Origin of the sequence: Aromatoleum anaerobium (assembly GCF_012910705.2) — a bacterium.
Lineage (GTDB): Bacteria > Pseudomonadota > Gammaproteobacteria > Burkholderiales > Rhodocyclaceae > Aromatoleum > Aromatoleum anaerobium.
In genome coordinates this window covers 164,780-188,641 of record NZ_WTVG02000038.1, presented here as the reverse complement: position 1 = coordinate 188,641, position 23,862 = coordinate 164,780, and the positions used below count along the sequence as shown (strand labels likewise).

At 65.5% G+C, this 23,862-nt stretch carries 21 protein-coding genes and 4 tRNA genes; 18 read left to right on the top strand and 7 right to left on the bottom strand.

All coding sequences use genetic code 11. The features are described 5' to 3' along the window. Positions 1-15 precede the first annotated feature (15 nt). The 4 genes from GO606_RS09860 to GO606_RS09845 all read left to right on the top strand — a co-directional run bounded on the left by GO606_RS09860 (position 16) and on the right by GO606_RS09845 (position 4,814). Entirely contained in the window at positions 16-1,338 is a 1,323-nt protein-coding gene (locus GO606_RS09860; protein WP_169117415.1) for an ABC transporter substrate-binding protein, read from the top strand. Between the two features lie 85 nt (positions 1,339-1,423). Beyond that, positions 1,424-2,266 carry an ABC transporter ATP-binding protein gene (locus GO606_RS09855; RefSeq protein WP_169117416.1) on the top strand — a complete coding sequence of 281 codons (843 nt, stop codon included), beginning with the start codon at positions 1,424-1,426 and terminating at the stop codon, positions 2,264-2,266. Between the two features lie 74 nt (positions 2,267-2,340). Next, the gene (locus GO606_RS09850; protein WP_169117427.1) at positions 2,341-3,573 is read left to right on the top strand and encodes a phenylacetate--CoA ligase family protein; all 1,233 of its coding nucleotides are present in this window, start codon (positions 2,341-2,343) and stop codon (positions 3,571-3,573) included. A 74-nt stretch (positions 3,574-3,647) separates the two neighbouring features. Then, positions 3,648-4,814 carry a CaiB/BaiF CoA transferase family protein gene (locus tag GO606_RS09845; RefSeq protein ID WP_169117417.1) on the top strand — a complete coding sequence of 389 codons (1,167 nt, stop codon included), beginning with the start codon at positions 3,648-3,650 and terminating at the stop codon, positions 4,812-4,814. A gap of 72 nt (positions 4,815-4,886) precedes the next feature. Here GO606_RS09845 and GO606_RS09840 read toward each other — a convergent pair whose 3' ends face one another. The 3 genes from GO606_RS09840 to GO606_RS09830 form a co-directional block, all read right to left on the bottom strand. Further along, complete coding sequence (locus tag GO606_RS09840; protein WP_169117418.1) at positions 4,887-5,324, bottom strand: PhaM family polyhydroxyalkanoate granule multifunctional regulatory protein; 438 nt, start codon at positions 5,322-5,324, stop codon at positions 4,887-4,889. A 64-nt stretch (positions 5,325-5,388) separates the two neighbouring features. After that, on the bottom strand, positions 5,389-7,320 hold the full coding sequence (locus GO606_RS09835; RefSeq protein ID WP_246979472.1) for a hybrid sensor histidine kinase/response regulator: 1,932 nt from the start codon (positions 7,318-7,320) through the stop codon (positions 5,389-5,391). Next, positions 7,317-8,246: an ABC transporter substrate-binding protein gene (locus tag GO606_RS09830; RefSeq protein ID WP_169117419.1), complete on the bottom strand. Its 930-nt coding sequence runs from the start codon at positions 8,244-8,246 to the stop codon at positions 7,317-7,319. The genes GO606_RS09835 and GO606_RS09830 overlap by 4 nt, the downstream gene beginning before the upstream one ends. Before the next feature lie 576 nt (positions 8,247-8,822). Between GO606_RS09830 and GO606_RS09825 the strand changes: the two genes are divergently transcribed. Continuing rightward, complete coding sequence (locus GO606_RS09825; protein WP_169117420.1) at positions 8,823-9,449, top strand: response regulator transcription factor; 627 nt, start codon at positions 8,823-8,825, stop codon at positions 9,447-9,449. A gap of 17 nt (positions 9,450-9,466) precedes the next feature. Here GO606_RS09825 and GO606_RS09820 read toward each other — a convergent pair whose 3' ends face one another. The 4 genes from GO606_RS09820 to GO606_RS09805 all read right to left on the bottom strand — a co-directional run bounded on the left by GO606_RS09820 (position 9,467) and on the right by GO606_RS09805 (position 13,822). After that, positions 9,467-10,180: a P-loop NTPase family protein gene (locus GO606_RS09820; protein WP_169117421.1), complete on the bottom strand. Its 714-nt coding sequence runs from the start codon at positions 10,178-10,180 to the stop codon at positions 9,467-9,469. Positions 10,181-10,275: 95 nt separating this feature from the next. Beyond that, a complete protein-coding gene (locus GO606_RS09815) occupies positions 10,276-11,031 on the bottom strand; it encodes a class I SAM-dependent methyltransferase (RefSeq protein ID WP_169117422.1) in 756 nt (251 codons plus the stop codon). A gap of 87 nt (positions 11,032-11,118) precedes the next feature. Then, on the bottom strand, positions 11,119-12,270 hold the full coding sequence (locus GO606_RS09810; RefSeq protein ID WP_246979353.1) for an ISAs1 family transposase: 1,152 nt from the start codon (positions 12,268-12,270) through the stop codon (positions 11,119-11,121). A gap of 145 nt (positions 12,271-12,415) precedes the next feature. Beyond that, positions 12,416-13,822, bottom strand: a complete 1,407-nt coding sequence (locus GO606_RS09805; RefSeq protein WP_169118089.1) for an FAD-binding oxidoreductase — start codon at positions 13,820-13,822, stop codon at positions 12,416-12,418. Positions 13,823-13,939: 117 nt separating this feature from the next. Between GO606_RS09805 and GO606_RS09800 the strand changes: the two genes are divergently transcribed. From GO606_RS09800 to rpoB, 13 genes are all read left to right on the top strand, one after another. Beyond that, the gene (locus tag GO606_RS09800) at positions 13,940-14,419 is read left to right on the top strand and encodes an Lrp/AsnC family transcriptional regulator (RefSeq protein WP_169118088.1); all 480 of its coding nucleotides are present in this window, start codon (positions 13,940-13,942) and stop codon (positions 14,417-14,419) included. A 75-nt stretch (positions 14,420-14,494) separates the two neighbouring features. After that, positions 14,495-14,579: transfer RNA gene (locus GO606_RS09795), tRNA-Tyr, on the top strand. 74 nt (positions 14,580-14,653) lie between these two features. After that, positions 14,654-14,727 (top strand) — tRNA-Gly (locus GO606_RS09790). A 24-nt stretch (positions 14,728-14,751) separates the two neighbouring features. After that, positions 14,752-14,826 (top strand) — tRNA-Thr (locus GO606_RS09785). Between the two features lie 71 nt (positions 14,827-14,897). Then, positions 14,898-16,088 (top strand): elongation factor Tu, encoded by a 1,191-nt coding sequence (tuf, locus tag GO606_RS09780; protein WP_169118087.1) that lies wholly within the window; start codon positions 14,898-14,900, stop codon positions 16,086-16,088. 74 nt (positions 16,089-16,162) lie between these two features. After that, a tRNA-Trp gene (locus GO606_RS09775) sits at positions 16,163-16,238 on the top strand. 25 nt (positions 16,239-16,263) lie between these two features. Next, positions 16,264-16,611: a preprotein translocase subunit SecE gene (gene secE / locus GO606_RS09770; RefSeq protein WP_169118086.1), complete on the top strand. Its 348-nt coding sequence runs from the start codon at positions 16,264-16,266 to the stop codon at positions 16,609-16,611. 2 nt (positions 16,612-16,613) lie between these two features. Then, on the top strand, positions 16,614-17,147 hold the full coding sequence (nusG, locus tag GO606_RS09765) for a transcription termination/antitermination protein NusG (protein ID WP_011237961.1): 534 nt from the start codon (positions 16,614-16,616) through the stop codon (positions 17,145-17,147). A 102-nt stretch (positions 17,148-17,249) separates the two neighbouring features. After that, complete coding sequence (rplK, locus tag GO606_RS09760; protein ID WP_169118085.1) at positions 17,250-17,681, top strand: 50S ribosomal protein L11; 432 nt, start codon at positions 17,250-17,252, stop codon at positions 17,679-17,681. 2 nt (positions 17,682-17,683) lie between these two features. Then, positions 17,684-18,382, top strand: coding sequence for a 50S ribosomal protein L1 (gene rplA, locus GO606_RS09755; RefSeq protein ID WP_169118084.1), 699 nt, complete (start codon positions 17,684-17,686; stop codon positions 18,380-18,382). 236 nt (positions 18,383-18,618) lie between these two features. Continuing rightward, positions 18,619-19,119, top strand: a complete 501-nt coding sequence (rplJ, locus tag GO606_RS09750) for a 50S ribosomal protein L10 (RefSeq protein WP_169118083.1) — start codon at positions 18,619-18,621, stop codon at positions 19,117-19,119. A 39-nt stretch (positions 19,120-19,158) separates the two neighbouring features. After that, a complete protein-coding gene (gene rplL / locus GO606_RS09745) occupies positions 19,159-19,533 on the top strand; it encodes a 50S ribosomal protein L7/L12 (RefSeq protein ID WP_169118082.1) in 375 nt (124 codons plus the stop codon). A 177-nt stretch (positions 19,534-19,710) separates the two neighbouring features. Next, positions 19,711-23,844: a DNA-directed RNA polymerase subunit beta gene (rpoB, locus tag GO606_RS09740; RefSeq protein ID WP_169118081.1), complete on the top strand. Its 4,134-nt coding sequence runs from the start codon at positions 19,711-19,713 to the stop codon at positions 23,842-23,844. Positions 23,845-23,862 lie beyond the last annotated feature (18 nt).

Genomic DNA, 23,862 nt, shown 5'->3' with positions numbered 1-23,862 from the left:
AGAAGAGGAGGCAACATGAAACTGAAGCACACCGCACTGATCGGCGCCGCCGTCGCCGGACTGCTCGCCACCGGCTATGCCGCGGCCCAGGAACAGTTCATCGGCCTGCCGAGCTACCGCGTCGGGCCGTTCGGCTCGAACGGCGCGTCGCTGTATGGCGGCTGGATCGACTACATGGCGATGATCAACGCACGCGACGGCGGCATCAACGGCGTCAAGCTGACGTGGGAAGAGTGTGAAACCGAATACAACAACGCGCGCGGCGTCGAATGCTACGAGCGGCTGAAGACGAAGGGCGCGACCGGCAACACGGTGTTCCAGCCGCTGTCGACGGGCATCACCTACTCGGTGCTCGAGAAGGTCGCGCAGGACAAGATCCCGATGGTGACGATCGGCTACGGCCGTACCGACGCCGCCGACGGCCGCGTCTTCCCGTGGGTCTTCCCGATGATCTCGACGTACTGGACCCAGGCCTCCGCGATCATCAACTACCTCGGCACGAAGGAAGGCGGCATCGACAAGCTGAAGGGCAAGAAGATCGGCCTGCTGTACCACGACTCGGCGTACGGCAAGGAGTCGCATGCAATCCTCGACAAGCTCGCGGCGAAGCACGGCTTCACGGTCGAGAAGATCGCAGTGGCGAACCCCGGCAACGAGCAGCAGGCGCAGTGGCTGCAGATCCGCCAGATGAAGCCGGACTACGTGATCCTGTGGGGCTGGGGCGTGATGAACCCGACCGCGCTGCGCACCGCGGCCAAGACCGGTTATTCGCGCGACAAGATCGTCGGCGTGTGGTGGTCCGGCTCCGAAGAGGACACGATTCCCGCCGGCGACGCGGCAAAAGGCTACACCGCAGCGGGCTTCAACGTCGCCGGAACGAACTATCCGGTCGTGCAGGAAATCCAGAAGCACGTTTATGCGAAGAACGCCGGCAACATGGCCGACAAGGACCGCGTCGGCTCGGTGCTCTACAACCGCGGCGTGGTGCACGGCATCATCACCGTCGAGGCGATCCGCAAGGCGCAGGAAAAATACGGCAAGGGCAAGCCGGTGACGGGCGAGCAGGCGCGCTGGGGTTTCGAGAACCTGGACATCGACAACGCGCGGCTGACCCAGCTCGGCGCCGCCGGGTTCATGCCGGACCTGAAGATCACCTGCGCCGATCATGAAGGTGCGGGAAAAGTGAAGTTCCAGCAGTGGGACGGCACGAAATGGAAAGTCGTCACCGACTGGATCCAGGGCGACCAGTCCGTCGTGCGCCCGATGATCGAGGAATCGGCCGCGGCCTACGCGAAGGAAAAGGGCATCACGCCGCGCGACTGCTCGAAGGAGAGCTGAACGCAGCGGACGGCGGGCGGAGTTTATCCGCCCGTCGCCGGTTCGGGCGCCCCGGGGCGCAGACTACAACAGGCGAAGACACAGCATGCAGACGAATACAGCCGCGGCCCCTGCCGCGCCGGCAGCAGCGCAGTACCTCAGCATCAACAACGTCGAGGTCATCTACGACCACGTGATCCTCGTGCTCAAGGGCGTGTCGCTCGACGTGCCGAAAGGCCGCATCGTCGCGCTGCTCGGCGCGAACGGCGCGGGCAAATCGACGACGCTGAAGTCGATCTCGAACCTGCTCGGCGCCGAGCGCGGCGACGTGACGAAAGGCAGCATCGAATTCAAGGGCGCGCGCATCGACCGGATGACGCCGAACGACCTCGTGCGGCGCGGCGTGATCCAGGTCATGGAAGGCCGCCACTGTTTCGGCCACCTGACGATCGAAGAGAACCTGCTGACCGGCGCCTATACGCGCTCGATCTCGCGCACCGAGCTGAAGGACAGCCTCGAGAAGGTCTACCACTACTTTCCGCGGCTCAAGCAGCGGCGCACGTCGCAGGCCGGCTACACCTCCGGCGGCGAGCAGCAAATGTGCGCGATCGGCCGCGCGCTGATGGCCAAGCCCGAGATGATCCTGCTCGACGAGCCGTCGATGGGTCTCGCGCCGCAGATCGTCGAGGAGATCTTCGAGATCGTGAAGGACCTGAACGCGAAGGAGCAGGTCAGCTTCCTGCTCGCCGAGCAGAACACGATGGTCGCGCTGCGTTACGCCGACTACGGCTACATCATGGAAAACGGCCGCATCGTGATGGAAGGCGAAGCCAAGGGCCTCGCGGACAACGAGGACGTCAAGGAGTTTTACCTCGGCCTGTCGGGCGAGGGGAGGAAGAGCTTCCGCGACGTCAAGCATTACCGCCGGCGCAAGCGCTGGCTTTCCTGAGCGCGGACGGCCGAGGAGCCAGCGTGACGGCCGCGCGCCTGATCCGGCCGTCTTTCCGTACCAAGGACTTAATGATGAACTTCTACGACGCCCGAGAAACCCGTGACCCCGCCGCGCGCGAACGCGAGCTGTTCGCTCGCCTGCCGGCGCAGCTCGCCCATGCGAAGGCGAATGCCCCGGCTTTCGCGAAGCTGCTCGACGGCGTCGACGCGGACGCGGTGACGAGCCGTGAAGCGCTCGCGAAGCTGCCGGTTACCCGCAAGTCCGAACTGCTCGAACGCCAGAAGGCGGCGCGCCCGTTCGGCGGCTTCGCGACGACGCGCTGGGGCGCCGGCTGCCGCCGCGTGTTCGCGTCGCCGGGTCCGCTGTACGAGCCGGAAGGGGCGCGGCCGGACTATTACCGCATCGCGCGGGCGTTGTTCGCGGCCGGTTTCCGCGAAGGCGACCTGGTGCACAACACCTTCTCGTACCATTTCACGCCGGCCGGCTCGATGATGGAAACGGCCGCGCACGCGCTTGGCTGTACGGTGTTCCCGGCCGGCACCGGTCAGACCGAGCAGCAGCTCGCGGCGCTCGCGGACCTGCGGCCGAACGCGTATGTCGGCACGCCGTCGTTCCTGCGCATCATCCTCGATCGCGCCGATGAACTGGGCGTCGCCCACAGCTTCACGAAAGCTTTCGTCTCCGGCGAGGCCTTTCCGCCGAGCCTGCGCGAGGCGTTCGCGGCGCGCGGCATCCCGGCATTCCAGGCCTACGCGACGGCCGACGTCGGGCTGATCGCGTACGAGACGTCGGCGCGCGAAGGCCTGGTCGTCGACGAAGACGTCGTGCTCGAGATCGTCCGCCCCGGCACCGGCGACCCGATCGCGCCCGGCGAAGTCGGCGAAGTCGTCGTCACAACCTTCAACCCGGACTATCCGCTGATCCGTTTCGGCACCGGCGACCTCTCCGCGCTGTTGCCGGGGATGTCGCCGTGCGGACGCACGAACGCTCGCATCCGGGGCTGGATGGGGCGCGCCGACCAGACGACCAAAGTGAAGGGCATGTTCGTGCATCCGGGCCAGATCGCCGACGTCGTGCGGCGCCATCCCGAAGTCAGGCGCGCGCGCCTCGTCGTCGACAACCCGGATCTGACCGACCGCATGACCCTGCATTGCGAGGTCGAGCGCGCCGAAGCGGGCCTCGACGCGGCGCTCGCGGCGACGATCCGCGAACTGACAAAGCTGCGCGGCGAAGTGAGCTTCTGCGCGCCCGGCAGCCTGGCCAACGACGGCAAGGTCATCGACGACGTGCGCACGTATGAGTGAGCGTCATGGTGCGGGACGCGTGCCGCGGCCGGCTAGAATGGCGCCTCCGATCCCTTTCCGGTAATCCGCAAAGCATGCGACCGAAACCCCTGCACGGCCTGCGCGTCCTCGACCTCACGCGCCTTCTGCCCGGCCCGCTCGCGACCCAGCACCTGGCCGATTACGGCGCCGAAGTCATCAAGATCGAGGACACCGGCGCCGGCGACTACGCGCGCACGATGGGCGCGATGAACGGCGCGACGAGTTATTTCTACCAGGTCGTCAATCGTGGCAAGAAGAGCCTGCGCCTCGACCTCAAGAACGAGGCGGGGCGCGCGCTGTTCCTGCGCCTCGTCGCGACCGCCGACGTCATCGTCGAAGGCTTCCGCCCCGGCGTCATGGACAGGCTCGGCCTCGGCTACGCCACGCTCGCCGAGGCAAAACCGGCGATCGTCTGCTGCAGCATCTCCGGCTACGGCCAGAGCGGCCCGTATGCGCAGCGCGCCGGCCACGACATCAATTATCTCGCCTATTCCGGCGTGCTCGACCAGATCGGCGTGGCCGGAGGACCGCCGGCGATCCCCAACCTGCAGATCGGCGACCTGCTCGGCGGCAGCCTGTCCGCGCTGCTCGGCCTGCTCGTCGCGGTCATCGACGCGAAGGCGACCGGACGTGGCCGCCATGTGGACGTCGCGATGACCGATGCAGCGCTCGCGCATGCGATCTTTCCGCTCGTCGAAGTGCTCGCGCACGGCGGCGTGCGCCCGCGCGGCGAAGACCTGCTGACGGGCGGCGTGCCGTGCTACGGCGTGTACGAGACTGCCGACGGGCGCCACATGGCGGTCGGCGCGCTCGAGGAGAAGTTCTGGCTGCTGGTGTGCGACACGCTCGGCCGGCCGGACCTGAAGGCCGCCCACCTCGCGACCGGCGCGGACGGAACGTATGCGCGCAACGAGGTCGCGGCGATCTTTCGCGGCCGCACGCAGGCCGAATGGGTGGCGATCTTCGACGCCGTCGATTGCTGCGTCACGCCGGTGCTGCGGCTCGAGGAGAGCCTCGCGAACGCACACATCGCCGCGCGCGGCATGGTCGTCGAAGTCGCCGGCGTGCGCCAGTTCGCGCCACCGGTCCGGCTGTCGGAGTTCGAGCCGGGGGCGGCGACGCCAGCGCCGGAGGCGGGCGGGAATGGCGACGAAATCCTTGCGGGACTCGGGCTCGATGCAGCGCAGATTGCGCGATTGCGGGCCGACGCGGTGATCTGAAGCCACCCCCGCTGGGGGCGGCAGGGAAGCCAGGGCGGAAAGCCGGCTCCTGCCCGCGAGACCGCCGGCTGCTTACTTCGGCTGCGTCGTCGACTTGGTCGCGGCGGCGCCGGAAGGCTTCGGTTCGGCCTTCTTCTGGTCGGGCGCCGGGGGCGGCTCGCCGGCCGCAGGCGGCATCCCTCCCATCAGGTTCCATGGCCACATCGCCGCAGCGGCAAACGGGTTGTCCCCCTGCGGGGCGGGATTTTCCGTGGCCTCGCGCGCATGCTGGGTCATGGCCTGCACGGTGGCGATCGCGACGCGCTGCATCTCCAGCCCCTGGATCGTCATCTGCAGCATGTTCAGGTTCATCTTGAGCCAGTTTTCGACCGCCTTCATGTCGGCGATCCGCTTATCGAGTTCATCGACGTCGAGCGTTGGCGTGACCATCCCGGGCAGCGAAAACCCCATGCTGCTCCACATGCCGCGCACGAACTCGAGCGGATCCTTGGCTGACGTTTCTTTCGACACGGGAGTCTCCTGCGACGGATCGACAAGCACCGATCTTACCCTACTCTGTGCGGGCCGCGCGGCGTCAGAAGTCCCGCTCCGGGTCGGACAGGCGGTTGAGCAGCGCCCGCAGGCGCGCCGGACGGACCGGCTTGTGGAGCAGCGCCAGGCCTTCGCTCTGCGCCTGGCGCAGGGTCTCGGGGCCGGTGTCGCCGCTGATCAACGTCGCCGGGAGGCTTTCGCCGTATCGTGTGCGCGCCATGCGGATCGCATCGATGCCGTTCGAGGTGCCGTGCAGGCGGTAATCACTGATGACCAGCTGCGGTTCGTGGCCGGATCGCGCGAGTGCCGCCAGCACGCTTTCGATGTCGCTGCCCGCGCTGACTTCGCACCCCCAGGACGTCAGCAGGCTGCGCATGCCCGCTTGCGCGAGCGGATCGTCATCGACGAGCGCCACGCGTACGCCGAGCAGGTCTCCGGGCTGCCTGCGGGTCTCGCCGGGCTCGGCGTATTCGACCGGCTGCGCGGCCGGCACTTCGATCGCGAACACCGATCCCCTGCCCGGACGGGAGCGGACCGCGAGGCGATGACCGAGCAGGTCGGTGAGGCGCCGCACGATCGCGAGCCCGAGCCCAAGCCCCTTGTCGCGCGAGCGCGCCGGATTGTCGAGCTGGATGAACTCCTGGAAGATGATTTCCTGCGCCTCGGCGGCGATGCCGACGCCGTTGTCGCGCACTTCGATCCGCACCCGCTCGCCGCGCCGCCGGCACGCGATCAGGATGCGGCCCTTGCGCGTATAGCGCACCGCGTTGCTGACGAGGTTGCCGATGATGCGCTCGAATAGCACCGGGTCGCTCTCGACCCACAGCGGCGTCGGCCGGGTCCTGAGCAGCAGATCCTGCGTGTCCGCGCGCGGACGCTGCTCGGCGGCGATGCGGTCGAGGATCGGCTGCAGCGGAAAGATGCTGATGTGCGGCTCCAGCACGCCGGCATCGAGTTTCGAGATGTCGAGCAGGCTGTCGAGCAGGTTCTCCATCGCTTCGGCAGAGGCCGCGATACGCTCGACGAGGCGGCGTGACGCCGGCGCGTGCGTGTGTTGCGACAGCTCGGCGATGAACAGGCCCAGCGCATGCATCGGTTGGCGCAGATCGTGACTGGCGGCGGCGAGGAAGCGTGACTTCGACAGGGTCGCGCGCTCGGCTTCGTCCTTGCGTGCCCGCAGCTCCGCCGTGGCGTCCGCGATCTGGCGGCTCATGTCGTCGTGCGCACTCGCGAGCTTCGCCGCCATCTGGTTGACTCCTTCGGCGAGCGTGCGCAGGGTGCCGCCGCCGATGCCGGACAGCCGCGCGGAAAACTGGCCCCGCCCGATGCGCTCGACCGCCGATGCGACGCGCCGGATCGGCCCGGTGACGCCGCGGCTCATGTAGTGCGCGAGCACGAGGCTGCCGATCAGCACCATGAGGATCGCCGCGCTCCCGGTGATCAACAATTCATTCTGCCGCGCGTTGAGCTGCGCGCGCGAGATGTCGACGACGACCGTGCCCAGCACCGGCGGAGTCCCGGCGCCGGACAGCGTGTCGAGGGCCGCTTCGTCGAAACCGTCGTCGAGATCGAGCGACGTCGGCAGTACCGGCTCGATGACCCGCAGCGTCTCGCTCGCGGTGACGAGGCCCGGCGTCCACACCGCGCGCGGCGGCAACGGCAGCGTCGCATCGAGCCGTCCGCTTTGCGCGAGCGCGTCGCCGTTGCGGTCGCTGATCATCACGCCGAGGACGTCGGTCTCCGCGAGCATCGCCCCGGCAAGGCGCCGCAGCGATTCCCGGTTGCCGGAGAACACGGCATATTCGCTCGCTGCCGCGAGCTGCCGCGCAAACGCCTGGCCCCGGGCGAGGTGGGCTTCGCGGTGATCGGTGACCCGCGAGCCGGTGTAGAACGCGGTGAGCACGATCGCCAGCACGAGAGTCGGCAGCACTGCGACCAGCATCACGCGCGACCGGATGCCCCAGTTCCTGATCATGGCTTGGCGTCCCTGCGGATCATCCGCGCGGCGATGTCCTCCGCCGGTTCGAGCGTGATGCCCAGCGAGCGCGCGACGTTCTGGTTGATGCCGACCTCGAACTGCCGCGGCGCCTGTGGCGGCGGCAGCGCTCCGCCGGCGAGCACTGCACGGATCGCCTCCGCGGCCTGTTCGCTGATTTGCGCCGGTGTCGAAAACAGGCCGAGCAGCGCGCCCGCGCGAACGTAGGCGGGCGAAAAGCCGATCAGCGGCGAGCGGTGGCGGTAGCTCGTGAGCAAAATGTTCTGGATCGTGTAGCTGTTGAACACGACGCGATCGGGCAGCGCAAGCAGGATCGCACGCTCGGCCAGCAGACGCTCCAGCGCCGGATAGATTTCGCGGTCGGTGGCAATGTTCTCGATCGTCACCACCATCTGCCGCTCGCGCGCAGCAGCCGCTAACCGGGCGGCGAGAGGCTGGCTGCGGGGACCGACGAGCAGCGCGAGCTGGCGCCACTCGGGAAGGGCCTCGACAAGCAGCGCGATCTGCCGCTGCACCGGCTGGTCGAGGAACACCGCGGAGCGTCGGCCGGCTCCCGGTGGGGCAGGCAGGTTCTCGAAGCTCTCGCGAGGCAACAGCGTGTGCAGCACCGGCTGGCGCGGCGCCTGTTCGGCCACCGCCTGCGCCGCTTCGGCCCCGACTGTGACAATGATCCGGCTGCCGGCGAGCGCGCCCGGGGTTACCTGTTGCGTCTCCACGACCGCGATGTCGGCAGCGGCGACGCCCGGAGCAAGCGCTGTGCTGATCGCCGCGATCGTCTCTTCGTATGCTCCGCTGCGTTCGCTGCTTACGAACAGCACGCCCGCAGCCGCGACGGCTTCTCCCCGGCCGAGGGTGGCGGCGAGGAAAAGCAGGGTGGCAAGGAAAACGCGGGGGCCGCGGGGCATGATCGGTATCGGGTCGAAACTCAGGCACGCCCCCTGGGCACGGCCGAGTGGTTAAAGTAACGGGCTGCCGGGCCGCCCTGACGGCGGCGCTGTCGCAACGCGCCCCCGGACGGGCGCGCGGGCCGGTCCCGGGTTCCGGATGCAGACGCCGGCCTCGACGCTTGCGTCCGGACGGAGAGCGGAAGCGGGGCGAGATGGTGCCCGAAAAATCCTCTCGTGCCTTCCTCATGGGGCATGCGTGCCGGTTTTTTGTTGCGGACGGGGGGGCGAGCACATTTCGTCGTCGAAGGGTGCATCTTATGCATGAGGAATCGCTCGCGATGGATGTCTGCGGATTCGTCATAGCATGCCTCGGCGCACGGCGCCATGCATCGACCCTGGAGGGATGGGGCCCGCCGTCGCGGTTTCCACCGCTGGCGCTGTAACGTCATCACGGGCGGTCGTGCCGTAATCCGGTGTTTCCGCCTCCCGGAGCGCTGCTGCCCATGGCCGTCCCGGGTCGGGGGGTGCAAAACGTTTCGTTACATTTGCGCGTGCTATGCTTTCCGCCTATCGCCGCCTCCTCCGGAGCACGCAGTGACCCGAATACTCATCGTCGAAGACCATGCGCTCGTGCGCGAGGCGCTGGCGCAGACTCTCGCCCGACTCGGGGAAGACGTGGAATGCGTCGAGGCGAAAGGCTCGGAAGAGGCGCTTGCCAGACTCGAGGAGACCGCGGACTGGGATCTCGCGGTGATCGACCTGATGCTGCCCGACCTCAACGGTTTTGGTTTGCTTGCGGTGCTCGCGCGGCGTTTTCCCGACGTGCCGGCGATCGTCGTGTCGGCGCTTGACGATTCGGTGACGATCCGTCGCGCGATGAAAGGCGGAGCTTCGGGCTTCGTGTCGAAGGCGAGTTCGGGCGAAGTGCTGAGAAGTGCAGTCAGATGCGTGCTCGAAGGCGGCATCTATGCGCCCAGTGAGCCCGAGGGCGCCGGAAAGCGCTCCGGCGCGTCGGCCAGCGAGCGTTTCGGGCTCACTGCCGGGCAGACGCGGGTCATGGAATTGCTGGCGCAAGGAAAATCCAATCGCGAGATCGCCGATCTGCTCGGATTGTCGGAAGGGACCGTCAAGGTGCATATGTCGGCGATCTTCCGCGCATTGAACGTCAGCAGCCGGGCGCAGGCGCTGATCGTGATCGCCCGCTACGGGCCGCGGCTGTAGCCTGCGCCATCGATCCTTCAGTACGAGCGGCGGCTCGCCTGGCTCAGGCGCATCGGCATCTCGGCGGGCGAGAGCCGGCCGCCAAGCTGGTCCGTGTCGCCGCACACGGCTTCGGCCGGTTCTGCGCAGTCGATCTCCATGATCTCGAGCACCTGGCGAGCGAGTGAGCGGCAGGCATTGGCCAGCGGGGTCGGCAATTGTTCCGGCACTTTCTTGTGCACCAGCAGCTTCGACGCGGAAAGGGCGCAGACGGGATTCAGGATCCGCTCGCGATACGCTCCCATCAGCTGCGACACGCTGCGGTCTGCGGCATCGCGCTGCCAGGCGTTTGTCGGCCACTGGGCCGGCACCGCGTAGGCGCGCGGGAACATTTCGAGATCGCGCAGCACGGTGCGAATGTCTTCATGGGACTCGCGGAACGGCAGCAGCACGATGTCCGATAGCGCGTACAACTGGCGATCCATCTCGGTGCGGTTGCCGCCGCCGTCGATGATGCCGATCCATTCGTCGAGGGTGCGCAGCTTGTCCACGACTTTGGTCAGCGCGTCACGCGTGCGGGCGTCGGCGGTGATGTAGCGCCGCCCTTCCGGGCTCAGGGGCTCGCGCGTGGTGTCGGTCAGCACGCACGCCGAACGATGCCCGAGCAAGCCCAGTCCTTGCGAAAGCATGTGGGAAAGCGTCGTCTTGCCGGTTCCGCCCTTGTTGCCGATGACGCAGATGATTTCAGCCATTGCGGTGTTCCTCGTTCGCGGCCCCTTTTGGCACCCTGCCATTATCGGGGCTCGTTTCGGCTGCCGAGCGGGGAAAAAGGACGGGGAATCGGCCGCTATTCCGTCTGGAGCGCGGTCGATCCGAAGCGGTAGATGTAGAGGACGGTCGCGCGTGCGTCCGGTACCTGGACAATCCGCTCCGGGGCCTCTCCGGGCACCGGGAAACTATTGCTGATCAGCAGGCCGGTGCGCAGTTCCTCGCGCGCCTTGGCCCACACCTTGGCCATCGGCACCGGCGACAAAAAGGCGTAGACCACATCAAAATCAGACCATGAGCGGGCAAAGAAATCCCCGCGCTCGAAGCGCAGATTGAGTTGGTCCCGCGCCCGCAGGCGGCTCAGCAACCAGGGGCCGGGTGCAGCCTCGATGCCCCTGAAGCGGCAGTCCGGGCGCAACCGCGCGAGGGGGCAAAGCAGCGACCCGGTGCCGCTGCCGAGGTCGAGCAGCCGTGAGCGCCGGCCGGGCGGCAGCAGGTCGGCGACCGCGGCGACCGTTGCCCGGTTCGTCGGATACAGCGGGACTTGGGTGCGGAAGCTCGTCCAATACACCGCGAGCAGCAACCCGAATGCCGCGAGATACCAGCCCGGATCGGCGTCGAGCCGCCCGGCGAGCACCAGCAGCGGGACGAAGCCGAGATGGATCGGCAGCCACCACCGGGCGCTGCGAAGAACCGTCCCGGTTGCCGCGGCGCTGATCGCCTGGACGGCCACGAGCGGCCAGATGCCCGCGCCCAGCGGGGCGCTGCGGACAAGGGTGGCGGCGACGATGCAGCCGGCGAGCTGGGCAAACAGGGCCTTGAGGGCAGGAGGCATGAATCGTCGGCTCGGGCGGGAGCCGCCGATGATAACCGGGTGGCCGCACACCATCACACTGCAGGCCCCGAGGGCAGGGCAATCGCATCAAATCCCCTGTAGTCCCAAGATAGTTTCGCGGTAGGAGTCGGAAGAGGCGGCGATGATGCGTCGAGTGTGGATGCCGGTTTTTCGAGAAGAGTCGAGGCGAAAGAGATTGAGGACAAGACGACGAATGATGGCGAGGTTGGCGCCGGCGTTCTTTACGCGGGCACGCATCTGGTCGTCGTTCAAGGCGACATCGAGGCACCAATGAACACGATTTTCTATGCCCCAATGACTGCGAACCGCATTCGCCAGCGTTGCGGCATCGGCGGCAATGCTGCCGATATAGAGGCGACGCTCGCAGCTGGTCTTGCCGTTGATCGTCCGTTCTGCCTCAATCACCCCGAACATCATGAGGTCCGGCCATTGCTGCGGATTGGCCAAACACGCCAGTTGATCGAAGGCCCAGCAGCGGCGCACTTCCAGACGGCCGTGATCCTTCTCGACCGACTCGACGTAGGTGTGCCTGGTCGCTTTCCAGCCCTCGGACTGGCCGATCTCGAAGAAGGTCGTGATCGATTCAGCCAGGGTCGGCTGGTTGTCCTTCACGGACAGGACGTAATCGGCTTCCTTGTCCCGAATCGATTGGGCGATGTTGGCGTGGGTACCCATGGCATCGATGGTGACGATGACACCCTTGAGCATCAGGGCTTCCAGCAGGACGGGAATCGCGGTCAGTTCGTTGGACTTCTCGGCACAGGCTTCCTGCCCCAACACCAATCCGGCCTCGGCGGCGAACGCACTGACCATGTGCAATGCCTGCTTGCCCGCCTGACGACTGCGCCGACTCGCTTTGCCGTCGATCGCCACGACCGTGCCTTCGGCCAGCGCCGGCAGCACGCCGCCGACCCAGCGGCGGAACCCTGCCTCCAGCGCTTTCTTGTCCAGCAGCCCGAACAGACGGCCAATAGTGTCGTGCGACGGAATCCCGTTCTCCAGCTTCAAGAAGCGCCGCAACCAGTCAAGGCGCTCCTTGGACCAGTCTTCAACGCCGACAAAGTCGTCGATCCCGCACACCAGGGCGCAGACCGTGATCACCAGTATCTCCACCAAGTCGTGTTTCGACCGTCCCGCCACACGCGGATCAGGAAGGCCAGAAAACGCCTCCACCAGCGACAACTTCTCGCTTCCAGTTCCCCGATTTCCCGTCTCCATGAGTCACCCCAAAAAGACAGAAAACTACACAAATCAAGATCCTGTGAACAGCCCCGGCGTAATCCATTGACTGTTAACGGTTTTTTCAGTGGGTCAACGACAATGGCATCCGCATTTTGATGCGATTGCCCTGGCCCCGAGGGCTTTATCCCGCAGGCACGATTTTTCCCGGATTCAGCAGGCCGTCCGGGTCGAGTGCCCGCTTGAGCGCGCGCATCGCATCGACCGCCTCGCGGCCATGCTCGGCGACGAGGAAATCCTGTTTGCCGAAGCCGATGCCGTGCTCGCCGGTGCAGGTGCCGCCCATCGCCAGCGCGCGTTCGACGATCCTGCGGTTGAGCGCCTCGGCGCGCTGGATCTCAGCGGCGTCGTTCGGGTCGACGAGGACGACGGTATGAAAGTTGCCATCCCCGACGTGGCCGACGATCGGCGCGATCAGCCCGCTCGCGGCGATATCCTCGCGCGCGCCGGCAATGCAGTCGGCAAGCCGCGAGATCGGCACGCACACGTCGGTCGTCAGCCCGCGGCAGCCCGGGCGCAGCGCGATGCACGAGAAATAGACGTCGTGACGGGCCGCCCACAGCCGCGTGCGGTCCTCCGGATGCGTCGCCCATTCGAAGTCCTGGCCGCCGTTGTCGCGGGCGATTTCCTGGACCGTCTGCGCCTGCTCCTCGACGCTCGCCGGTGAGCCGTGGAACTCGAAGAACAGCATCGGCGACTCGCGCAGCGTCGTCTTGCTGTAGCGGTTGATCGCCTGCACCGTCAGTTCGTCGAGCAGCTCGATGCGGGCGACCGGCACGCCGAGCTGGATCGTCTGGATCACGGTGCGCACCGCGCTGGCGACGTCCGGAAACGCGCAGACCGCCGCCGACACCGCTTCGGGCAGCGGATGCAGCCGCACGATCAGTTCGGTGATCAGCCCGAGCGTGCCTTCGGAGCCGATCATCAGGCGCGTCAGGTCGTAGCCGGACGAGGATTTTCGCGCGCGTCCCCCGGTGCGTATGACGCGGCCGTCGGCAAGCACCACCACCATGCCGAGCACGTTGTCGCGCATCGTCCCGTAGCGCACCGCGTTGGTTCCGGACGCGCGCGTCGCGGCCATCCCGCCGAGGCTCGCGTCCGCCCCCGGATCGACCGGAAAGAAGAGTCCGCTGCCGTGCAGCGCGGCGTTGAGCTGCTTGCGCGTAATCCCCGGCTGCACGACCGCGTCCATGTCTTCGCCATGGACTGCGAGCACCTTGTTCATTTCGGAGAAGTCGACGCTGATGCCGCCATGGAGCGGCAGGATGTGTCCTTCGAGCGAGCTGCCGGCGCCGAACGGTACGATCGGCACGCGATACCTGCCGCAGGCTTCGACGATCGCGACGACCTCGGCGGTGTCGTGGGGCCAGACGACGGCGTCGGGCAGCATGTCCGGGAAATGCGACTCGTCGTGGCCGTGATGCGCGCGCACCGCCTGGGCGGTCGAAAACCGCGCACCGAAGCGGGCGCCGAGCTCGTCGGCGAATGCGGTGGGCAAGGGCTGGCGTGCCGGGGCGTGGGGCAGATTCATGCAGGTCTCCTTGTGATCGGGCGGCTCGTGCCGTACGCGATTATTGCTCTCGTGACGGATCCGTCCAATCTGCGCGATCATCCGCCCATTTCAGCCAGCCACGAGGCGGAGCAGTTCATGAACGAATCGATCGACCGGACCGACCTGCGCATTCTCGAGCTGCTGCAGCGCGACGGCCGCCTTTCCAACGCCGACCTCGCGCAACAGGTTGCCCTGTCGCCGTCGCCGTGCCTGCGGCGCGTGCGCCAGCTCGAGCAGTCGGGCGTGATCCGCGGCTATGCCGCGCTGCTCGACCCGCGGCGCCTCGGGCTGGGCCTGCAGGCCTTCGTCACGGTGACCCTCGAGAAGCGGCGCGACACGCCGATGCACGCGTTTCACGCCGCGGTGCAATCGGCGCCCGAAGTGCTGTCGTGCTTCGCGCTGACCGGCGAGATGGACTACCTGCTGCACGTCGTCGCCGAGGATCTGGAGCATTTTTCGCGCTTCCTCATGGATCGCCTGCTCAAGCTCGACGGTATCGCGAACGTGAAATCCTCGTTCGTGCTCCAGTCGATCAAGGACACGACCGAGATGCCGCTCGCGCAGATCGCACGCTGAACGAATTTTCGGAAAAGGACTCTCGAAAAAATTTGACAAGGCTCTTTTGGGCCTCTATAGTCCAGCGCTTCGCTTGGAGGGGTTCCCGAGCGGTCAAAGGGATCAGACTGTAAATCTGACGGCACTGCCTTCGAAGGTTCGAATCCTTCCCCCTCCACCAGCAAGTTTTTGTTGCCGGCTTCAGTTCGGTCTGATGACTGGCATCGGGTGTAATGCGGTTCGTCTGCGTTGTATGCGGGTGTAGCTCAATGGTAGAGCAGAAGCCTTCCAAGCTTATGACGAGGGTTCGATTCCCTTCACCCGCTCCAGGTTCGGCGGTTGGTTGTTTCGGAGCCCATGTAGCTCAGTGGTAGAGCACTCCCTTGGTAAGGGAGAGGCCACGTGTTCAATCCACGTCATGGGCACCACAGCTTTTCTGCCGGTCTGGCGTAGCAGTCGATCGGTCCGGTTTTTCTGATTCTGAATATGAGGTGGCGGCATGGCGAAAAGCAAGTTTGAGCGGACGAAACCGCACGTAAACGTCGGGACGATCGGTCACGTCGACCACGGCAAGACCACCCTGACGGCGGCGATCACGACGATCCTGTCGAAGAAGTTCGGCGGCGAGGCGAAAGCCTACGACCAGATCGACGCGGCGCCCGAAGAGAAGGCGCGCGGCATCACGATCAACACCGCTCACGTCGAGTACGAGACCGCCAACCGTCACTACGCGCACGTCGACTGCCCCGGTCACGCCGACTACGTCAAGAACATGATCACCGGCGCGGCGCAGATGGACGGCGCGATCCTGGTGTGCTCGGCCGCCGACGGCCCGATGCCGCAGACGCGCGAGCACATCCTGCTCGCCCGCCAGGTCGGCGTGCCGTACATCATCGTGTTCCTCAACAAGTGCGACATGGTCGACGACGAGGAGCTGCTCGAACTCGTCGAGATGGAAGTGCGCGAGCTGCTGTCGAAGTACGACTTCCCGGGCGACGACGTGCCGATCGTCAAGGGCAGCGCGCTCAAGGCGCTCGAAGGCGACCAGAGCGACATCGGCGAGCCGGCGATCATGCGTCTCGCGGACGCGCTCGACAGCTACATCCCGACCCCGGAGCGCGCGATCGACCGGCCGTTCCTGCTGCCGATCGAAGACGTGTTCTCGATCTCGGGCCGCGGCACGGTCGTCACCGGGCGCGTCGAGCGCGGCATCGTCAAGGTTGGCGAGGAAGTCGAGATCGTCGGCATCAAGCCGACCGTCAAGACCACCTGCACCGGCGTCGAGATGTTCCGCAAGCTGCTCGACCAGGGCCAGGCGGGCGACAACGTCGGCGTGCTGCTGCGCGGCACCAAGCGCGAAGACGTCGAGCGCGGCCAGGTGCTGTGCAAGCCCGGTTCGATCAAGCCGCACACCCACTTCACCGGCGAAGTGTACGTGCTGTCGAAGGAAGAAGGCGGCCGCCACACGCCGTTCTTCAACAACTATCGTCCGCAGTTCTACTTCCGCACGACCGACGTGACCGGTTCGATCGAGCTGCCCGAAGGCACCGAGATGGTGATGCCGGGCGACAACGTCTCGATCACCGTCAAGCTGATGGCGCCGATCGCGATGGAAGAAGGCCTGCGTTTCGCGATCCGCGAAGGCGGTCGCACCGTCGGCGCCGGGGTCGTCGCCAAGATCATCGAGTAATTGCGTAGTGTCTTTATAGCGATTGCTTGATCGGCAGGCGTCTCGGAAGAGAGGCGCCTCGTAGTCTCTGCTGCAGGGGCATAGCTCAATTGGCAGAGCGTCGGTCTCCAAAACCGAAGGTTGGGGGTTCGATTCCCTCTGCCCCTGCCACTCCTTTCCGGGTATTCATATTTCGATGGCCGATAAGTTCAAGGTTGCGCTGGCTCTCGCGCTGATTGCGGCCGGTGTGGTCGGCTTTTACCTGCTTTCCGAGCAGGCGCTGGTTCTCCGTGTGCTGTCGGTTCTCGCTGGTGTCGCCGCCGGCGTCGCGGTCGCTTGGCAGTCGGAACCGGGACGGCGTTTTGTTGCGTTCGCGCGCGAGTCGATCACCGAAACGAAGAAAGTCGTCTGGCCGTCACGCAAAGAGACGGTGCAGACCACGGGTCTGGTGTTCGCCTTCGTTGTTCTGATGGCGGCTTTTTTGTGGGTCACGGATAAGAGTCTGGAATGGGTGCTGTACGACCTGATCCTGGGGTGGAAGTAATCATGACGAAGCGCTGGTACGTGGTACATGCCTATTCGGGCTTCGAGAAGTCTGTCCAACGCGCCTTGGTGGATCGGATCAATCGCTCCGGGATGCAGGATTTTTTCGGCCAGATCCTGGTGCCGGTTGAAGAAGTCGTCGAAATGAAGAGCGGCCAGAAGAGCATTTCCGAGCGGAAATTCTTCCCCGGCTACGTCCTCGTCGAGATGGAAATGAACGACGAGAGCTGGCACCTCGTGAAGTCGACGCCGAAGGTCACCGGTTTCGTCGGCGGTACGGCAAACAAGCCCTCCCCGATTTCCGAGAAGGAAGTCGAGAAAATCATGCAGCAGATGCAGGAAGGCGTCGAGAAGCCGCGCCCGAAAGTGCTGTGGGAGCTGGGCGAAGTCGTGCGCGTCAAGGAAGGCCCGTTCACCGATTTCCACGGCGCGGTGGAAGACGTCAATTACGACAAGAGCAAGCTGCGGGTGTCCGTGACGATTTTCGGTCGTGCGACGCCGGTGGAGCTGGATTTCAGTCAGGTCGAAAAAACCTGACGCAGGCGGGCCTCCGGGCCCGGATGTGCCCGATGAACCGGGCGTAGCGAGGAGCACCGGCCGCCGCCGGTGCGTTTGTACTCAAGACAGGAGCTAGCCGCAATGGCGAAGAAAATCACCGGCTATATCAAGCTGCAGGTGCCAGCTGGTAAGGCCAACCCCAGCCCCCCGATCGGTCCCGCACTCGGTCAGCGCGGCCTGAACATCATGGAATTCTGCAAGACGTTCAACGCCCGGACCCAGGGTCTCGAGCCCGGTCTGCCGATTCCGGTGGTGATCACGGCGTTCGCGGACAAGAGCTTCACCTTCATCATGAAGACGCCGCCGGCGACGATCCTGATCAAGAAGGCTGCGAAGATCACGAAGGGTTCGCCGAAGCCGCACACCGACAAGGTCGGTTCGATCACGCGCGCCCAGGTCGAGGAAATTGCCAAGACCAAGATGGCCGATCTGACTGCTGCCGACATGGAAGCCGCGGTGCGTACCATCGCCGGTTCCGCCCGCAGCATGGGCATCACCGTGGAGGGGCTGTAATCATGGCGAAGCTTTCCAAGCGCGTTCAGGCGCTGCGTACCAAAGTTGACCGCAACCGCAGCTATCCCGTGACCGAAGCGCTGGCGCTGGTCAAGGAATGCGCGACGGCCAAGTTCGACGAGTCGATCGACATCGCCGTGAATCTCGGCATCGATGCGCGCAAGTCGGACCAGCTGGTGCGCGGTTCCGTCGTGCTGCCCGCGGGTACCGGCAAGAGCGTCCGCGTCGCGGTCTTCGCGCAGGGCGACAAGGCCGAAGCCGCGCGTGCCGCGGGTGCCGACGTGGTCGGTTTCGAAGATCTCGCCGAGCAGGTCAAGGCCGGCAACATTGATTTCGATCTGTGCATCGCCACCCCGGATGCGATGCGCGTCGTCGGCCAGCTGGGCCAGATTCTCGGCCCGCGCGGGCTGATGCCGAACCCGAAAGTGGGTACCGTGACGATGGACGTGACGACCGCGGTGAAGAATGCGAAGGCCGGTCAGGTGCAGTACCGCACCGACAAGGGCGGCATCATCCACGCGACGATCGGCCGTGCCTCGTTCAGCACCGAAGCCCTGCAGCAGAACCTCGGCGCGCTGATCGATGCGCTCGTGAAGGCCAAACCGGCCGCGTCGAAAGGTATCTATCTGCGCCGGGTCGCGCTGTCGAGCACGATGGGTTCGGGCGTTCGCGTCGAGCCGTCGAGTATCAACGCCGCCTGACAAGGCTGAAACTAGAACTTTGGGTCGTCCCGGCGCCGCGGTGCCGGGACGAATCGTCAAAGACCGCAGGTGTGGTCACTTCGGTGACCGCTTAAGCATTCAACAATGGCCTGCGCAGACGGTGTACCCAGAACAGGATTCTGGCTGATTCTTCAGCCGCGCTCCTGATCCAGGTCGCCGTGGGTGCGAATCGCAGTTTTGCGGTTCGCGTGTGGACTTGAAAGGAGGAAAGGCCTGTGGGTCTCAATCTCGATGACAAGAAAGCCGTAGTGGCAGAGGTGTCGGCACAAGTGGCCAACGCACAGACCATCGCGGTGGCCGAGTATCGCGGCATAGCGGTGGGCGATCTCACCGGGCTGCGTGCCAAGGCCCGCGAATCTGGCGTTTACCTGCGTGTGTTGAAAAACACCCTGGTGCGCCGCGCGATCGCCGAAACGCCGTTTGCCGGGCTGTCGGACCAGCTGGTCGGTCCGCTGATCTACGGTATCTCGGAAGATCCGGTCGCCGCAGCCAAGGTGCTCAACGATTTTGCGAAGGGTAACGACAAGCTGGTGCTCAAAGCCGGTTCCTATGCGGGCAATACGCTCGACAAGGCCGGCGTGCAGGCGCTCGCGTCGATCCCGGGTCGCGAAGAGTTGCTCGCCAGGCTGTTGGGCGTGATGCAGGCGCCGGTGACCGGTTTCGCTTGCACGCTGGCTGCCCTCGCGAAGAAACGCGAGGAAGAAGTGGCCGCCTGAGCGTTTTCCGAATAGTTTTCGATTTAGGAGTGTTTTGAAATGGCAATCAGCAAAGAAGACATCCTCGAAGCCGTTGGCTCGATGACGGTGATGGAACTGAACGACCTGGTCAAGGCGTTCGAAGAGAAGTTCGGCGTTTCCGCCGCCTCGATGGCCGTGGCCGCTCCGGGTGCCGGCGCTGCCGCTGCCGTGGTCGAGGAAAAGACCGAGTTCGACGTGATCCTGCTTGCCGCCGGCGAGAAGAAGGTCGAGGCGATCAAGGTCGTCCGTGCCGCCACCGGCCTGGGCCTGAAGGAAGCGAAGGACCTGGTCGACGGCGCGCCGAAGGCCGTCAAGGAAGGCATCTCGAAGGCCGACGCCGAAGCGATCAAGAAGCAGCTGGAAGACGCCGGCGCCAAGGTCGAGATCAAGTAATACCTGTTTGTTTTTCGGGGCTGGCGCTCTCCGGAGCGCTGGCCCTTTCGTGCTTTGTAACGCCAAGAAGCCAGAACCCAGTGCGAGCGCAGGTGTCTACTCGCCTCCTGCCCGGCCCGCACCCCACGGGGCGCTGCGTTCTGTCTCTTTGACGTCCGACCTCTACCCGGAGCATCCATGGCGTATTCCTACACCGAAAAGAAACGTATCCGCAAGAGCTTCGCCAAACGCGCGGCAGTGTTGAACGTACCTTTCCTGCTCGCAACCCAGATCGAATCGTTCGCCTCTTTCCTGCAGGCCGATACGCCTCCGCCCTCACGCCTGAACCATGGCCTGCAGGCCGCGTTCACGTCGATCTTTCCGATTTCCAGTCACAGCGGCAACGCGCGACTGGAATTCGTGCAGTACATGCTCGGCGAACCTGCTTTCGACGTCAAGGAGTGCCAGCAGCGCGGACTGACTTTTGCGTCGCCGTTGCGCGCGCGCGTGCGGCTGGTGATTCTCGATCGCGATGCGCCGAAGGAGACGGTCAAGGAAGTCAAGGAGCAGGAAGTGTACATGGGCGAGATCCCGCTCATGACCACCACCGGGTCGTTCGTCATCAACGGCACGGAGCGCGTCATCGTCTCGCAGCTGCACCGCTCGCCCGGCGTGTTCTTCGAGCACGACCGCGGCAAGACGCACTCGTCGGGCAAGCTGCTGTTCTCGGCGCGCATCATCCCGTATCGCGGTTCGTGGCTGGATTTCGAGTTCGATCCGAAGGATGCGCTGTACTTCCGCGTCGACCGCCGCCGCAAGATGCCGGCGACGATCCTGCTGCGCGCGATCGGCATGGGACCGGAGGAAATCCTCGCGACTTTCCATGACTTCGACGCGTTCCACCTCAGGGGCAACGAGGCGGCGTTCGAACTCGTGCCCGATCGCCTGCGCGGCGATGTGGCGAAGTTCGACATCACCGACGGCGCCGGCAACGTGATCGTCGCGCGCGACAAGCGCATCACCGCCAAGCACATCCGCGAGCTCGACCAGGCGGGCGTCAAGATGATTTCCGTTCCCGACGAGTTCCTGCTCGGTCGCATCATCGCGCGCAATATCGTCGACGCGGAAACCGGCGAGCTCGTCGCGCGGGCGAACGACGAGATCACCGAAGACTTGCTCGACAAGCTGCGCGACGCGGGCGTCAAGGACATCGAGACGCTCTACGTCAACGATCTCGACCGCGGCGCGTACATCTCCCAGACGCTGCGCATCGACGAGACCGCCGACCAGTGGGCGGCGCGCGTCGCGATCTACCGCATGATGCGTCCGGGCGAACCGCCGACGGAAGACGCCGTCGAAGCCCTGTTCCAAGGCCTGTTCTATTCCGAGGAACGCTACGACCTGTCGTCCGTGGGCCGCATGAAGTTCAATCGCCGCGCCTATCCCGAGAAGATCGAGGACAAGGCGCCGGGCTGGCTGAAGCGCTTCTACGAGACCGTCGGCCCGCGTGGCGAGGAAGGGCCGGCGACGCTGTCGAACGAAGACATTCTCGCCGTCATCGGGGTGCTCGTCGAACTGCGCAACGGCCGTGGCGAGATCGACGACATCGATCACCTCGGCAACCGTCGTGTGCGGTCGGTCGGCGAGCTTGCCGAAAACCAGTTCCGTGCCGGTCTGGTGCGCGTCGAGCGCGCGGTGAAGGAGCGGCTGTCCCAAGCCGAGTCCGACAACCTGATGCCGCACGACCTGATCAACGCCAAGCCGATCTCGGCCGCGATCAAGGAGTTCTTCGGCTCGAGCCAGTTGTCGCAGTTCATGGACCAGACCAACCCGCTGTCCGAGATCACGCACAAGCGCCGCGTCTCGGCCCTCGGCCCGGGCGGCCTGACGCGCGAGCGCGCCGGCTTCGAAGTCCGCGACGTGCACCCGACGCACTACGGCCGGGTGTGCCCGATCGAGACGCCGGAGGGTCCGAACATCGGTCTGATCAACTCGCTCGCCGTTTATGCGCAGACCAACCGCCACGGTTTTCTCGAGACGCCGTACCGCAAGGTCGTCGATAGCAAGGTCACCGACCAGATCGACTTCCTGTCGGCGATCGAGGAAGGCCAGTACGTGATCGCGCAGGCGAACGCCGAGATCGGCGCCGACGGCATGCTGGAAGGCGACCTCGTGTCGTGCCGCCACAAGGGTGAATTCGCGCTGTCGACCGCCGACCAGGTGCAGTACATGGACGTTGCGCCGGGCCAGATCGTGTCGGTCGCGGCGTCCCTGATCCCGTTCCTCGAGCACGACGACGCGAACCGCGCGCTGATGGGCGCGAACATGCAGCGGCAGGCCGTACCGTGCCTGCGCCCGGAAAAGCCGCTCGTCGGCACCGGCATCGAGCGCACCGTCGCGGTCGACTCCGGCACCGCGGTGCAGGCGATGCGCGGCGGCATCGTCGACTATGTCGATGCGAACCGGATCGTGGTGCGGGTCAACGACGACGAAACCCTCGCGGGCGAAGTCGGCGTCGACATCTACAACATGATCAAATACACGCGTTCGAACCAGAACACGAACATCAACCAGCGCCCGGTGGTCAAGGTCGGCGATCACATCGGCCGCGGCGACGTCATCGCCGACGGCGCGTCGACCGACCTCGGCGAGCTCGCGCTGGGCCAGAACATGCTGGTCGCGTTCATGCCGTGGAACGGCTACAACTTCGAGGACTCGATCCTGATCTCGGAGCGCGTCGTCGCCGAAGACCGCTTCACGTCGATCCACATCGAGGAACTCACGGTCGTCGCGCGCGACACCAAGCTCGGCCCCGAGGAAATCACGCGCGACATCGCGTCGCTCGGCGAGGCGCAGCTGTCGCGCCTCGACGAGTCGGGCATCGTCTATATCGGCGCCGAAGTCGACGCCGGCGACGTGCTCGTCGGCAAGGTCACGCCGAAGGGCGAAACCCAGCTGACGCCGGAAGAAAAGCTGCTGCGCGCGATCTTCGGCGAGAAGGCGTCCGACGTGAAGGATACGTCGCTGCGCGTGTCGTCCGGCATGAACGGCACGGTCATCGACGTGCAGGTGTTCACGCGTGAAGGGATCGAACGCGACAAGCGCGCGCAGAGCATCATCGACGACATGCTGCGCAGCTTCAAGACCGATCTCGCCGACCAGATGCGCATCGTCGAGCGCGACGCGTTCGCGCGGATCCGCCGCCTGATCGTCGGCCAGAAAGCCAACGGCGGGCCGAAGAAGCTCGCCAAGGGGACGGCGATCACCGGCGAGTATCTCGATTCGCTCGAGTTCTACCACTGGTTCGATATCCGCATGGCCGACGAGGAGCTCGCAGGCCAGCTCGAAGCGATCCGCGAGGGTCTGGAAAAGACGCGCAAGGACTTCGATCAGGCTTTCGAGATCAAGAAGAAGAAGCTCACGCAGGGCGACGAACTGCCGCCGGGCGTGCAGAAGATGGTCAAGGTCTATCTGGCGGTGAAGCGCCGCCTGCAGCCCGGCGACAAGATGGCCGGCCGCCACGGGAACAAGGGCGTGGTGTCGCGGATCGTACCGGTCGAGGACATGCCGCACATGGCGGACGGCACGCCGGTCGACATCGTGCTCAACCCGCTCGGCGTGCCGTCGCGGATGAACATCGGCCAGATCCTCGAAACCCACCTGGGCTGGGCGGCCAAGGCGCTCGGCAACAAGATCGGCGCGATGCTGCGCGCGAACGCCGCCGCCGCGGAGGTGCGCGAGCTGCTCGAGCACATCTACAACGACAACGGCCGCCCGGAGGACATGGGGTCGCTGAAGGACGACGAGATCATCGAGCTGGCGTCGAACCTCACAAAGGGCGTGCCGTTCGCGACGCCGGTGTTCGACGGTGCGAAGGAAGAAGAGATCGAGGCGATGTTCGAACTCGCCGGGCTCGCTCCCGGCGGCCAGGTGACGCTGTACGACGGGCGCACCGGCGAAGCATTCGACCGCCAGGTGACCGTCGGCTACAAGCACGTGCTGAAGCTGCATCACCTCGTCGATGACAAGATGCACGCCCGCTCGACCGGCCCGTACTCGCTCGTCACACAGCAGCCGCTCGGCGGCAAGGCGCAGTTCGGCGGCCAGCGGTTCGGGGAAATGGAAGTGTGGGCGCTCGAAGCGTACGGCGCGGCCTACACGTTGCAGGAAATGCTGACCGTGAAGTCCGACGACGTCACCGGCCGGACGAAGGTGTACGAAAGCATCGTCAAGGGCGAACACAAGATCGACGCGGGCATGCCCGAGTCCTTCAACGTGCTGGTGAAGGAAATCCGCTCGCTCGCGATCGACATCGATCTGGACAGCATCTGAACCGGGGCTATGCCCAAT